Annotated in this window: 12 protein-coding genes; 7 read left to right on the top strand and 5 right to left on the bottom strand. The window is 70.9% G+C overall.

The genetic code is table 11. The features are described 5' to 3' along the window. Window positions 1–10: 10 nt before the first annotated feature. From CCN37_RS39730 to CCN37_RS09815, 5 genes are all read left to right on the top strand, one after another. The gene (locus CCN37_RS39730; protein WP_168200601.1) at window positions 11–148 is read left to right on the top strand and encodes an FDLD family class I lanthipeptide; all 138 of its coding nucleotides are present in this window, start codon (window positions 11–13) and stop codon (window positions 146–148) included. 31 nt (window positions 149–179) lie between these two features. Next, on the top strand, window positions 180–320 hold the full coding sequence (locus CCN37_RS39735; RefSeq protein ID WP_168200602.1) for an FDLD family class I lanthipeptide: 141 nt from the start codon (window positions 180–182) through the stop codon (window positions 318–320). A gap of 71 nt (window positions 321–391) precedes the next feature. Beyond that, a complete protein-coding gene (locus tag CCN37_RS09805) occupies window positions 392–1,633 on the top strand; it encodes a lanthionine synthetase C family protein (protein ID WP_168200603.1) in 1,242 nt (413 codons plus the stop codon). A 20-nt stretch (window positions 1,634–1,653) separates the two neighbouring features. After that, on the top strand, window positions 1,654–4,773 hold the full coding sequence (locus CCN37_RS09810; RefSeq protein ID WP_086820393.1) for a lantibiotic dehydratase: 3,120 nt from the start codon (window positions 1,654–1,656) through the stop codon (window positions 4,771–4,773). Continuing rightward, window positions 4,770–6,551 (top strand): ABC transporter ATP-binding protein, encoded by a 1,782-nt coding sequence (locus CCN37_RS09815; protein ID WP_086820394.1) that lies wholly within the window; start codon window positions 4,770–4,772, stop codon window positions 6,549–6,551. The genes CCN37_RS09810 and CCN37_RS09815 overlap by 4 nt, the downstream gene beginning before the upstream one ends. 86 nt (window positions 6,552–6,637) lie before the next feature. On the opposite strand, the gene CCN37_RS09820 is transcribed toward CCN37_RS09815, so the two are convergent. The 3 genes from CCN37_RS09820 to fabG all read right to left on the bottom strand — a co-directional run bounded on the left by CCN37_RS09820 (window position 6,638) and on the right by fabG (window position 9,345). After that, a complete protein-coding gene (locus CCN37_RS09820; RefSeq protein WP_371503887.1) occupies window positions 6,638–7,693 on the bottom strand; it encodes a ferrochelatase in 1,056 nt (351 codons plus the stop codon). Between the two features lie 106 nt (window positions 7,694–7,799). Next, complete coding sequence (gene fabI / locus CCN37_RS09825) at window positions 7,800–8,603, bottom strand: enoyl-ACP reductase FabI (protein ID WP_086820396.1); 804 nt, start codon at window positions 8,601–8,603, stop codon at window positions 7,800–7,802. Between the two features lie 40 nt (window positions 8,604–8,643). Next, entirely contained in the window at window positions 8,644–9,345 is a 702-nt protein-coding gene (fabG, locus tag CCN37_RS09830; RefSeq protein ID WP_086820397.1) for a 3-oxoacyl-ACP reductase FabG, read from the bottom strand. A gap of 156 nt (window positions 9,346–9,501) precedes the next feature. Here fabG and CCN37_RS09835 point away from each other — a divergent pair, with 156 nt between their 5' ends. Further along, entirely contained in the window at window positions 9,502–10,218 is a 717-nt protein-coding gene (locus CCN37_RS09835) for a luciferase family protein (protein WP_086820398.1), read from the top strand. Here the strand turns inward: CCN37_RS09835 and CCN37_RS09840 are convergent. Further along, the gene (locus tag CCN37_RS09840; RefSeq protein WP_086820427.1) at window positions 10,203–10,853 is read right to left on the bottom strand and encodes a GntR family transcriptional regulator; all 651 of its coding nucleotides are present in this window, start codon (window positions 10,851–10,853) and stop codon (window positions 10,203–10,205) included. The genes CCN37_RS09835 and CCN37_RS09840 overlap by 16 nt on opposite strands. A 378-nt stretch (window positions 10,854–11,231) precedes the next feature. Between CCN37_RS09840 and CCN37_RS09845 the strand changes: the two genes are divergently transcribed. After that, on the top strand, window positions 11,232–11,924 hold the full coding sequence (locus CCN37_RS09845; RefSeq protein WP_086820399.1) for a hypothetical protein: 693 nt from the start codon (window positions 11,232–11,234) through the stop codon (window positions 11,922–11,924). On the opposite strand, the gene CCN37_RS09850 is transcribed toward CCN37_RS09845, so the two are convergent. Next, window positions 11,911–12,795: an NAD(P)-dependent oxidoreductase gene (locus CCN37_RS09850; RefSeq protein ID WP_086820400.1), complete on the bottom strand. Its 885-nt coding sequence runs from the start codon at window positions 12,793–12,795 to the stop codon at window positions 11,911–11,913. The two genes, CCN37_RS09845 and CCN37_RS09850, sit on opposite strands and share 14 nt — an antisense overlap. Between the last annotated feature and the right edge of the window lie 2 nt (window positions 12,796–12,797).

Raw genomic sequence — 12,797 nt, forward strand, 5'->3', positions numbered from 1 at the left:
GAGGTGCCCGATGAATCCGGACCAGGCAGTGCTGGACCAGTTCGACCTCGACATCCGCGTGAGCGGGCCGAACGAGCGCGCCGACGTCGAGGGCGCGTCGCTCTCGGTCTTCGCGTGCAGCCTCCGCTGCACGATCGTCGGCTGCTGACCCTGCCCCAGCAACAGAAAGGCGCGAGGACATGAACCCCGACCAGAACAGCATGGACCAGTTCGAGCTCGACGTGCGGGTCGCCAGCCCGCGCGAGCTCGGTGACGCCGAGGCGTTCGCCACGAGCAGCCCGATCACCAGCTGCAAGGCGTGCCCGCCCGGCGCTCGCTGATCGCCACGAAGGGACCGGGTGCCACGCGGCACCCGGTCCCGCCCGTGCCCAAGCCCTGAGGAGTGATCGCGGTGCACCCGGCCCTCGCCGAGCGCGCTCGGCACACGGCGAAGCTGCTGCTGACCCGGCTGGCCGATCCCACCGTCGTCGCGGACGCCGTCGCGGCCTCCGAACAGCGAGCCACTCTCCCTTACGGCTGGGGCGGCCCAGGGCTGTTCGTCGGGCACGCGGGCAGCGCGCTGGCCTTCCAGGCCGCCCACCGCGCGTTCCCGGATGAGGCGGCGCACTGGCGCGGCCTGGCCCACCAGCACCTGGTCACCGCCGCCAAGGCCAGCTTCGACAGTCCCCTCAACCACGCGGGCATGTCCTCGGGCACTGCGGGACTCGCCTTCGCCTTCGCCGACTCCCTGTACGAGGAACCCCGCTACGGCGGCACCCTCGACAAGCTCAACTCCCAGCTGGCCGACCAGGTGCTGGACGCGCCGAGCTGGCAGGGCCGGGACGGCGTGCGGGACAGCGACTACGACGCGATCTCCGGAGCGGCCGGAACCCTCGCTCACCTGAGCCTCGTTCCCGAGCCCGATCCACTCGTGCGGCGGGCGACCGACTCGCTCGTCGACGACCTGAGCTGGTTGTGCCAGGGCAACTGGGTGATCCCGCCGCGCAACTTCCCGCTGCCGGAGTACGCCGAGAACTACCCGCACGGCTACGTCAACCTCGGCCTGGCGCACGGCATCCCGGGCGCCATGGCGGCGCTGGCCTTCGCGCACCGGGCCGGGCACCGGCGCGACGGCGTGGTCGAGGCGATCCGGCACACCGCCGACTACCTCGCCGGGCAGAGCCACCGCTGGCCCGCCGGAATCCCATTGAGTGAATCCGGGGCCGAAGTTCCCGATCTTGCCAAGCCCGGCAGACTCGCCTGGTGCTACGGCGCGCCCGGGGTGGCATGCGCCCTGCTGAACGCCTCGATCACCTTGGGGGACAACGACCTTCGCCAGGTCGCGGCGGACGGCTTCGCGGCGGCGCTCGACGGCTTCGACGGACTGCCGGAGGCCACCTTGTGCCACGGGGTCGCGGGCGTTCTGGTCATCAGCACGATTTTTTCTGTGCACACTCGAGGTGGCCCGGCAGCTGTGGAGATGCTCACCGAACACCTGCTTTCCCACTGCGACAAGGACTTCCCCCTCGGAGTGCGGGAGAACGGCCTGGACGACCCGGGCCTGCTCACCGGCTCGGCGGGGGTCGCCCTCGCACTGCTGACCGCGACCGGGGACATCGACCGGCACTGGCAGCGCGCACTGCTCATCGACTAGAAGGCTTGGGAGGCAAGGACATGGCTGGACAAGAACCGCTCTACCGCGCGGCGGGCTTCTTCATGGTGCGCACGCCCACCTTGCCCGCCGCCGAGTTCCTGTCGATCACCGGTGGCTCGCCGGAGGACGCGCGGCACCGCCTGCGCGAGCTGGCCGAAAAACCCTTGGTGCGCCAGGCTTTGCACGTCGCGAGTCCCAGTCTCACGGCCGGGTTGGCTCACCTCGGCTCCGCGTCCACGAAGTCGGCAGCGAAGAAGTCGACGCGCGCGTACTCCTCGCTGCTGCGCTACCTGACCAGGATGTCCACCCGGCCGACGCCGTACGGGCTGTTCTCCGGCGTCGGGGTCGGCAGGTTCGGCGAGCGCACCACGCTCGCACTCGCCGTCGACCCGGTCGAGCGCACCCGCACCCGCGCGGACCTCGGCTGGCTGCTGACGCTGATCAAGCGGCTCGACGAGGACGAGTCCCTGCCCGACGAGACCCGCGTCGCGGCGAACCCCTTGCTGTACCAGGTCGGCGGGCGTGCCGTGCTGCCCTACGCCGACGTGCACGGGCAGTCGGACAACCGCAACATCGGCTTCCGGTTGACCGCGCCCGTCGCGATCGCCCTGCGCATGGCCGACGAGCCCGGCACCACGATCGGCGACATCGTGCACCGCGTCGTCGCGGACGTTCCAGGGGCCACCGAGGACAAGGCGCGCGGCATGATCAGGCAGCTGTGGGGCCTGCACGTGCTGACCAGCGACCTGCGCCCGGCGATGACCGTGGCGCTCCCGGAACAGGAACTGCTCAAGCAGCTGGACCACGGCGAGGTGCGGGACGGTCTCGAACGGACCCGCGCGCTCGCCTCGGCCGTCGACGAGCACCCCGGCCGGGCCGACGCGTCCACTGTGGACGAACTCGTCCGACAGCAGCGGGCGTTGGCGCCCGAGCACACCAAGGACACCTTCCAGCTCGACACCGCGCTCGCCCTCACCGGCGCGGAGCTGTCGGAACGGGTCGGAGCCGACGCGGCGGAAGCCGCCGAGCTGCTGATGCGCGTGGGCAGTTCGACCCGTCGCAGGCCGCACATCGTCGAGTACCACACGGCCTTCCTGGAGCGGTACGGAATCGGCGCGGAGATCCCGGTGCTCGACCTGCTCAGCCCGGAACGCGGGCTCGACGCTCCCGCGAGCTACACGATGCCGGTGCGCGCCACCCCGCTGCCGCGCGTGGCACCGGAGCACGACGGCACCCGTGACCGCGTCCTGCTGCCCGTGCTGGCCGAAGCCTTGCGGCGCGGGCAGGACGAGGTCGAGCTGACCGATGAGCTGCTGGACCGGCTGACCACGTGGCGGCCCACCGAGGAGAAGGCCCGGCCGCGCCCGTCGCTCGACCTCTACGCGCAGATCGCCGCGGCCTCGCGCGAGGCGGTCGACGCGGGCGACTACCGCCTGGTCGTGGCCCCCGGCACGGTGTCCGACGGCGGGCGCACGTTCGGCAGGTTCTTCGACCTGGTCGCCGAGCCGGACCTGGCCGAGCTGCGCGAGTTCGCCCGCGCGGAGGAAGCGCTCTGCCCCGACCTGGTCTTCGCCGACATCAGCTACGCCTCCGCGAGGGGCCGCAACGGGAACGTGGCCGTGCACCCGCAGGTGCGCCGCTACGAGATCTGCGTGAACACCGCCCCCTCGGTGCCCGCCGAGCACCGGATTCCGTTGTCCGACATCGTGGTCGGCGCGACCGTCGACCGCTTCTACCTGCGGTCGCGGCGGCTGGACAAGGAACTGCGCGTCACCCAGGGGCACATGCTCAACCCGATGACCGCGCCGAACGTGTGCCGCTTCCTGCTGGAACTGTCGGAGGACGGGTTCGCACCGCTGGCCGACTTCGCCTGGGGCGCGGCGGACAACTCCCCGTTCCTGCCTCGCGTGCGACGCGGCCGGATCGTGCTCTCCCCCGCGCGCTGGCGGCTGTCCCCGAACCAGTTCCCCGAGGACGGCGCGGAGTTCGCGGAGGCGCTGGCCCGGTGGCGCGCGGAGTGGCGGGTACCGAGGTACGTCTTCCTCGCGGTGTTCGACAACCGGCTCGCTCTCGACCTGGAGCACCCGCTGTGCGCGGCGGAGCTGCACGCCGAGCTGGCCAGGGCCAAGCGCGCGGAGCAGGAGCAGCCGATCGTGCTGCACGAGCTGCTGCCGGGCTTCGCCGAGACGTGGTTGTCCGATGTGGACGGTCGAGGTCACTTCTCCGAGATCGTCGTGCCGATGCTCGCCAGCACCGAGGAGTCGGTGCGGCGCAAGCCCGTCTCGCTCGCCCCGACCGCGCACGACCCGGAGTCCCGGCGGCGGCTCGTCGGGGACGAGTGGATCTACCTCAAGCTGTACTCCGCGCTGTCCCAGCACGACGACATCGTGGGTGGACCGCTGTCCGAGCTGGCGGCGGCGCTGCGCTCCGAGGGCGTGGTGGACCGCTGGTTCTTCATCCGCTACAGCGATCCCCACCCGCACCTGCGGTTCCGGCTGCGCGTGCCCGACCCGGCCGCCGTTCCCGGCGTGCTCGCGCGCGTGCTGGCGTGGGGCAAGCAGGTCGTGGAAGCCGGGCTGGCCAACGACATCGCGCTGGCCAGCTACGACATCGAGCTGGAGCGCTACGGCGGCCCCGACGCCTACGACGCGGTGGAAGCCACCTTCGAGGCCAACAGCGCGGTCTGCTCCGGCCTGGTGCGCTACCTCAAGGCACACCCCGATCTCTCCCCCGATGTGGTGTGCGCGCTGGCCCAGCACTCGCTCTACCGTGACTGGGGCGTTTCTCCGTCCATTGTGGACAGAATCTCCGACGCGGCGCGCACGCGGTTCAAGGAGGTCCGGACGCTGCTGTGCGACCTCCTCGAACCGTGGGACGCCCACCCCGACCCGAAGGCCCGCGAGCACCTGGACGCGCTGACCGCGATCCTCGCCGGTCAACGGGAAAGCCTGCGCGCGGCAGGGAAACGCGTCCGCGAGGTGGCCGCCCGCGGTCGCCTCGTCGGCACCGAGAGCCGCGTCCTCGGCAGCCTCGCGCACATGCAGGCCAACCGGTTGCTCGGCATCGACACCACGCGGGAGGACGAGTGCTACCAGCTGTGGTCGCTCGCCCTGCGGCTGATCAAGGGACGGCCCTCGTGAAGGACCGGGGCAACTGGGCACGCGCGCTGCGGCTGCTGTGGGAGGTCAGCCCGTGGCACGTCGGCAGCGTGATCGCGGTGGCGGCGCTCACCTCCCTGGTGCCCGCCGCCACCGTGCAGCTGACCACGCTCGCCGTGCAGGGCGTGGCCGACGCCGTGGCGACCAGGGGCGCTCCGGCCGCGGTGGACAGCGCGTTCACCGCCGGAGTGGCGCTGTGCGCGCTGATGGTCATCACGCACGTGCTCTCGACCTGCCGGGCCTACCTGGAAACCCTGCTCCAGCTGCGGATGTCCAACACCGTCAACGAGCAGATCATGGCCAAGGCGACGCGGCTGCGGCTGGAGCACTTCGAGGACTCCACCACCTACGACCGGCTCCAGCGCGCCAGCCGCGAGGCCGCCTACCGGCCGTACCAGATCTTCGCGCACCTGATCACCACCGTCTCCAGCGCGGTGTCGCTGGTCGCCGTCAGCGTGGTCCTGCTGTCCTGGAACGTCGGCGTGGCCGTGGCGATCCTGCTGGCGCCCCTGCCCTCCCTGGCCAGCAGGGTGTTCTACAGCCGCGTCGGGTGGAAGATCGAGAACGAGCGCTCCGCCGACCGCCGCCGCGCCACCTACCTCCAGTACCTGGTGACCAACGACCGCTCCTTCAAGGAGACGCACCTCTTCGGGCTCGGGCCGCTGTTCCTCGGCCGCTACCGGGACCTGATCTCGCGCTTCTACCGGGTGGACCGCGACCTGGAGCGCAGACAGGCACTGGTGTCCGGGGTGCTCGGGCTGCTCAGCGTGTGCGCGGCGGTGGGCGCTGCGCTCTTCGCGCTGAACGTGACCATGGCCGCCGGGCAGGTCGGGCAGTTCGCCGGCTACCTGTCCGCGATCACCCTCGTGCAGGCCACCGTGCAGTCGCTGTTCGGCGGGATGGCCATGCTCTACGAGCACAACCTGTTCCTGGGCAACCTGTTTGGCTTCCTCGACATCGAGGAGAGCGGACCGGCCAGTGGCACGCGGCCGTTCCCGCCGGTGCTCAGCACGGGCATCGAGTTCCGCGACGTCAGCTTCACCTACCCCGGCACCGACACCCCCGTGCTCTCGGGGCTCGACCTCGTGCTGCCCGCCGGGAAGTGCGTCGCGCTCGTCGGGCAGAACGGCGCGGGCAAGACCACCCTGGTGAAGCTGCTGGCCCGCTTCTACGAGCCGACCGGCGGCCAGATCCTCATCGACGGCGTCCCGCTGGCCGAGTACGACCTCGACGACCTGCGCGCCAACATCGGCGTGATCTTCCAGGACTTCGTGCAGTACGAGGCGAGCGCGCGGGAGAACATCGGCTTCGGGCGCGCCGCCGACCTGGCGGACACCGCCGCCATCAGGGGCGCGGCCGGACGCGCCGACGCACTGTCCTTTGTGGAGTGTCTGCCGAAGGGGCTGGACACCCAGCTCGGCAGGTGGTTCGCCGGGGGCAGCCAGCTCTCCGGCGGCCAGTGGCAGAAGGTCGCGCTGTCCAGGGCCTTCCTCCGGGACGCGCCGATCATGGTGCTGGACGAGCCGACCGCGGCCATCGACGCCGCCGCGGAGGCCGAGATCTTCACCCGGATGACCGAGATCGCCGGACGCGCGACCACCCTGCTGATCGCGCACCGCTTCTCCACCGTGCGCACCGCCGACCACATCGTCGTCATCGACAACGGCCGAGTCCTCGAAGAGGGCGCGCACAGTGACCTGATGGCGGTCGATGGCGTCTACGCCAAGCTGTTCCGCCTCCAGGCCGCTGGCTACACCTGAGCCCTACCGCAAGTCCTCGTGATCATCCGCCGCGAGGACACGGCACCCGGGGAAATGCGTGCACCAGGCGAACGACTACGGGCGAACTACGGTTTCGCGGGGCGGCGCTGGGGCTCGCAGCACAGCGGCGCGCACGGAGCGCCGTTCACGGTGCAACCGCCGTGCGGCAACACGGAAAGCTTGCGCGGCGCAACGCCTTCGATGTGCTCGCGAACGAGTTCCACCACCAGCTCCGCGAAACGCGGGTCCGGTCCGGCCGTCCCGGCGCGCGCCCACGACATGCCGAGCTTCTCCGCGTGCTCGCGCGCCTCGGTGTCCAGGTCCCAGATGACTTCGAGGTGGTCGCTGACGAAGCCGATCGGACACGCCACCACGGCGCTGACGTTCTCCGCGTTGAGCGCGTCGAGGTGGTCGACGATGTCCGGCTCCAACCACGGCACCTGGGGCGGGCCGGACCGCGACTGCCACACCACGTCGTGCTGCGGCATGTCGGCGGCCAGCGACACCAGGCGCGAGGCCTCGGCGATCTGCCGCGAGTAGCGGTGTCCGCCCTCCTCCGGCGGCCCCGACGCGCGGTCCGCGCTCGTCGGGACGGAGTGCGCGGTGAAGACGAGCCGCGCTCCGGCGCGCTGGGCTTCCGGCAGCTCCTCGCGCGCGGCGAGGACCGCGTCGGTGCACGCGTCGACGAACAGCGGGTGGTCGTAGAAGTGGCGCAGCTTCACCAGTTCCGGCGCGGACTCCCCGACGGCGGCGCGAGCGCGCTCGATGTCCTCGTCGTACTGGCGGCAGGCGGAGTAACCACCATAGGCACTGGTGGCGAACACGAGCGCGCGCTTCACGCCGTCCTCGGCCATCTTCGCGACGGTGTCCTCCACCATCGGGTGCCAGTTGCGGTTGCCGAAGTAGACCGGCAGGTCGAGCCCGCGGCGCTCCAGCTCCGCGCGCACCGCGTCGATGATCTCCAGGTTCAGCCGGTTGATCGGCGAGACACCGCCGAAGTGCTGGTAGTGCTCCTCGACCGCGTCCAGGCGCTCAGGCGGGACTCCGCGGCCCCGCACCACGTTCTCCAGGAACGGGCGGACCTCTTCAGGTCCTTCCGGTCCGCCGAAGGACAGCACCAGCACCGCGTCGAAGCCACTCACACCAACCATCCTGCCCGTCCGCGAAGTCTTTCGCTCGCGCGGGGTGCCCAACGCGAACCGCCCCCGACCGAGAGGCCGGGGGCGGTCGCGGACAGCTCGTGCGGGATCAGTCCTTGGGCGTCGGCGCGAACGGCTCGACGCGGTCACCGATGGCCGAGAAACCGCCGTCGGCCCAGACCATCGTGCCGGTGGTGACGGGCATCCAGTCGGAGAGCATCACGCAGCAGGTCTTCGCCGCGCCCGTGCGGTCGGCCGGGTTCCAGCCGAGCGGGGAGCGCGCGTTCCACTGGCTCTCCATCTCGCTGAAGTTCGGGATGGAGCGCGCGGCCGTGGTGCGCAGCGGGCCCGCCGAGACCAGGTTCACCCGGATCTTGTGCAGCCTGCCCATCTCGCGGGCGAGGTAGCGGTTGATCGACTCCAGCGCCGCCTTGGCCGCGCCCATCCAGTTGTAGTTCTGCCACGCGTAGCGCGCGTCGAAGTCCAGGCCGACGATCGAGGCGCCCTCGCCCATCAGCGGCAGGCACGCCTTGGTCAGCGACGCGAAGGAGTACGCGGAGACGTGCATCGCGGTCGCGACGTCCTCCCACGGCGTGTCCAGGTAGTCGCCGAGCATGCAGGACTGCGGCGCGAACCCGATGGAGTGCAGCACCCCGTCGAGCCCGTCCACGTGCTCGCCGACGCGCGCGGCGAGGGTGTCCAGGTGCTCCTGGTTGGTCACGTCCAGCTCGAGCACGACCGGCGGCTCGGGCAGGCGCTTGGCGATGCGCTCCACCAGGCTCATCCGGCCGAAGCCGGTGAGCACGACCGTGGCGCCCTGCTGCTGCGCGATCTTCGCGACGTCGAACGCGATCGAGGACTCCGTGATCACGCCCGTGATCAGCAGTCGTTTACCGGCAAGCAGACCCGACACCTAGCACCCTCCGAAGTGGACAGTCAGAACGAGGAAGAACTTAGTGGCCCATGCCCATGCCGCCGTCGACCGGGAGCACCGCGCCGGTGACGTAGGAGGCCGCGTCGGAGCCTAGGAACACCGCGGCGGCCGCGATCTCCTCGGGCTTGCCCGCGCGCCCCGCAGGCACCCGCGCCATCTCGGCGTCGAGCTTCTCCTTGAGGTGCGCGGTCATGTCGGTCTCGATGAAGCCGGGCGCGATCACGTTCGCGGTGATGTTGCGCGAGCCCAGTTCCCTGGCCACCGAGCGGGCCATGCCGACCAGACCGGCCTTGCTGGCCGCGTAGTTGACCTGGCCGGGGCCACCGGAGAGGCCGATCACCGAGGAGATGAAGATCATCCGCCCCCAGCGCTTGCGCAGCATCCCCATGGACGCGCGCTTGGCCACCCGGTAGGCGGCGGTGAGGTTGGCGTCGATGACGCGGGTGAACTGCTCCTCCGACATCCGCAGCAGCAACGTGTCGTCGGTGATGCCCGCGTTGGAGACCAGGATCTCGACGGGACCGTGCTGCCGCTCGATCTCGGAGAAGGCCTCGTCCACCTGAGCCGCGTCGGTGACGTCGCAGCGGACCCCGAACAGCCCGTCCGGCGCGCCCGAACCGCGGTGGGTCACCGCGACCTTGTCACCCTGCTCGGCGAAGGCCCTGGCGATCGCCAGTCCGATCCCACGGTTGCCACCAGTGACCAGTACGGACCGAGACACAGAGCACTCCCTCAACAGCCGTCGCGCGAACGCCGGTCAGGCTATCTGGTCAGCGACAAACCCGAATACCCCGCCCCCGCGCGCCAACCACACGCCACGCTCACACCCGATCATTAGCCTTTTCTCCACATAATCGATTATCTGGAGGATGAGCTCATGGACGTGCGCAAGGTGACCAGGCGGACGCTGCTGGCCGGCGCCGCGTTCGGGATCGGGCTGGCCGGGGGCTGCGACTACGAGCAGTGGCGCGGTCTCGGCGCCGGGGGCATCCCGAACACCCCCGCGGGCTGGCTCCAGGTCAGCTGGCTGCGGACGCAGAAGCGCGAAGCCAGGGACCCCGGCGTGTTCCGCCCGCTCGTCGGCCGGCCCGGTGACGGACGCTGGCTCGGGCCGATCCCGCACCGGCAGGGGCCGCGGCCGAGCGTCGCCCCGCACCCCGTGCCGCACCGGCAGACCGACCAGCCCGGGTCGCTGCGCGGTCGCGTCGCCGCGCTCGACCACTTCGACGCCCGCGCGGCGCGCGAGCCCGCCGTCATCGGCTACCGCAGGAGCTTCTTCGAGAAGCACAGCGACGCCATCACCGTCGTCGACCTCGCTCGCGCTCCCGAGGTGATCCGCGTGACCCACGGCGAGGCCGCGCACATCCACCCCACCGACGGGTCCATGCACATGATCTTCAGTCCCACCGACGCGATCACCGTGCTGGAGACCGGTTGGGGCGAACGGCACCCGCTCGCCGGCGACTACCCGAACATGCCCCTGCCCTACGTGTTCGTCTACTCGCCGCGCACCGTCGAGGAGGCCGACGTGGTCCGGCGGTTGCTCGACGCCTCGGCCGGTTACGCCAGCAGCGCGCCTCAGCTCTCCGCGTGACAGCCGTCGGTCAGGCCCGCCGCCGTGAGGGTCAGGTGCTCCGCGAGTGCCTGACTCGCCGCGTCCGCGTCGCGGGCCAGCGCCGCCTCCTCAAGGCCTCGGTGCTCCGCCACCAGGTCCCGCGCCGGGTTCCGGTTCAGCGACCAGCGCCTGGCCAGCTCGCTCGCCACCCACATGCGGTCGAAGCTGTCCAGCAGCACCGCGTTGCCGCAGCCCTCCAGCAGCGCCCGGTGGAAGTCCCGGTGCGCCACCGACCAGGCTTCGCTGAAGTACTCGCCCTCCTCCGGCACGTGCATCGGCGTCCTCGACAGCCTGTGGTGCGCCGCCCGCACCCGCGCCTCCCACTCGAGGTCGCCGCGCTCGATCGCCATCCGCAGCACCACCGGCTCCACCGTCCTGCGGGCTTCGGCGATCTCCTGCCACCGCTGGTCGGAGAACGCCGGAACCGCGAACCCCCGGTTCGGCAGACGGTCCGCGATGCCCTCGCCCACCGCCCGCACCAGCGCTTCGCGCACCACCACCAGGCTCACCCCGTGGCGCGTCGCCAGCTCCTGCGGCTTCAACGCCTGCCCCGGCACGAACTCGCCGCGCATGATCGCGTCCCGGAGGTCGGTGTACACCTGCTCCGTCAGCATCCGCTTCGGCGAACCGTCCACCCGCTGAGCCATGCCCTGACTCTAAGCCGTGTCCTGCACGTCACGGGGCGTGCCCGTCTTCAAGTCCGTCGCGGAGGCGGCCCAGCTCCGCCAGGACCCATCGGCGGGTCGAGCCGGATCACCCGATCCACAGCCCGGAAGAAGTCGCACTCCTCCACCGGGATGACGTATCCCTGCCACGCCGTCGACCTCGTCCCTTGCGACGACCTTCAGCCCCACGTCGAACCTCGCCGGCTCCGTACCCTGACGCTCGCCAGGTCCACCACCCGCTACGGCCGCTGTGGATCAAGGGCAAGGGCCAGCTGGGCTACATCCGCATGGCACTCGTCACGTAGCGGTCGTGCGAAGTCGGCGGTGATGGCGCACGATCTCGGAGTGGACACCGAGGCGGTCATCACGGAGCTGTACGGCCTGGAGCCGGGCGAGTTCACGGCGGCGCGCAACGCGCGGGTCTCGGAGGCGAAGCGGGACGGGAGGACCGAAGCGGCGGAGGCGATTTCGGGGCTGCGCAAGCCTTCCACGTCGGCGTGGTTGGTGAACCGGCTCGTCCGCGAGCACTCCGGGGAGGTGGACGGGCTCCTGGAACTGGGAGTCGATTTGCGGACCGCGCACACCACGCTCGACGGGGCGAAGCTGCGGGAGTTGGGGCAGCGGCGGCACAAGGTGGTGCGCGAGCTGATCCGGTTGGCCGCCGGGATGCACTCGCTCAGCGCGACGGTGGAGCGGGAGCTTGAGCAGACACTGACGACCGCGCTGAGCGACCCGGAAGCGGCGGCGGTGTTGGAGGCGGGGCGGCTGACCACGACGTTGCGGCTGGACGACCGCGCGAGCTGGCCGGAGGTGACCGCGGCCCTGCCGGTGAAGCGCGCCAAGGAAAAGCCCAAGCTCGACAGGAAGAAGCTCGCGGAGGCGGAAGCGGAGTTCCGGGCCGCGGAGACCGAGCGGGCGGAGGCGCGGCAACAGCTGGACGCGGCGCGCGAACGCTTGGCAGCGGCGGAAAAGCTCGTCGACCAAGCACGTGAGAAGGTCGACCGCCTCAAGCAGGGGTAGCCGACCGGAGCAGTTCGGTCAGCACGGAGATGCTGTCGCCCGCATGGCCTTCGGCGACCGCGCGGCGGAGCAGGTCGTGCATGGGCGCGAGCCAACTGACGTCGATGCCGCTCTCCCGGCCGACCTCCTCGTCGTGGGCGATGCCCTCGTGGAACAGCCCGAGCGACGAAGCGGGCTCGCCGTAGCTCCCCGAGTCGATTTCCCTTGCCAGGCTTGGCAGAACCGAGCCGATCATCTGGAGCCAGGACACGGTGTACGGCACCAGGGAACTCGCGGGCAGACCTCGGCCGGTGACCAGTGCGGCGGCTTGGAAGAACCCGAGCAGAGCGGGCAACAGCGTTCCGCCGACGGCGTACTCGTAGAGCGCGGCAAGGTCGATCTCCTCGCCGAGGTGCACGGTCTGACCGCCGAGCACGCGCAGCGTCTCCTCGTAGCGGTCGAACACCGCCTTGTCGCCGCTGTAGCAGAGCAGCGTGTCGGGCGCGCCCACCGCGGCCGGAACGTTCTTCACCGCACCGTCGAGGTAGGCAGCGCCACGCTCAGCAGCCCACTCGGCAGTTCTCCTTGCGCCACCAGGGGTTCCGCTGTTCAGCGTGATCAGCGTTCGGCCTTCGAGACGCGCGGGCTCCAACGCCGCGACGGTGGCCTCGTAGGTGGTGAGGCAGGTGATCACGAGCGGACTCGCCGCAACAGCGTCCACAATGGACAGCTCGTGCACCGCGCCTTCGGCGGCCAGCGCGGCGCCCTTCGCCCCGGTCCTGTTCCACACGGTGGTGCGATGGCCAGCCCGCACGAACGCGCGCGCCAGCTCGGCCCCCATCGAGCCGAGACCGACGAGCGTGACGTCCACGCGGTTGTTGTTGTCCGACATGT

It is taken from the genome of Allokutzneria sp. NRRL B-24872 (genome assembly GCF_002155965.1).
In the GTDB taxonomy this organism is placed as follows: domain Bacteria; phylum Actinomycetota; class Actinomycetes; order Mycobacteriales; family Pseudonocardiaceae; genus Allokutzneria.

What these genes read in the sequence shown, in the direction of transcription:
- CCN37_RS39730 (WP_168200601.1), top strand. Translation starts at nt 11, where the DNA reads ATGAATCCGGACCAGGCAGTGCTGGACCAGTTCGACCTCGACATCCGC.
- CCN37_RS09845 (WP_086820399.1), top strand. Translation starts at nt 11,232, where the DNA reads ATGGCGCACGATCTCGGAGTGGACACCGAGGCGGTCATCACGGAGCTG.
- CCN37_RS09835 (WP_086820398.1), top strand. Translation starts at nt 9,502, where the DNA reads ATGGACGTGCGCAAGGTGACCAGGCGGACGCTGCTGGCCGGCGCCGCG.
- CCN37_RS39735 (WP_168200602.1), top strand. Translation starts at nt 180, where the DNA reads ATGAACCCCGACCAGAACAGCATGGACCAGTTCGAGCTCGACGTGCGG.
- CCN37_RS09810 (WP_086820393.1), top strand. Translation starts at nt 1,654, where the DNA reads ATGGCTGGACAAGAACCGCTCTACCGCGCGGCGGGCTTCTTCATGGTG.
- CCN37_RS09840 (WP_086820427.1), bottom strand. Translation starts at nt 10,853, where the DNA reads ATGCTGACGGAGCAGGTGTACACCGACCTCCGGGACGCGATCATGCGC.
- CCN37_RS09850 (WP_086820400.1), bottom strand. Translation starts at nt 12,795, where the DNA reads ATGTCGGACAACAACAACCGCGTGGACGTCACGCTCGTCGGTCTCGGC.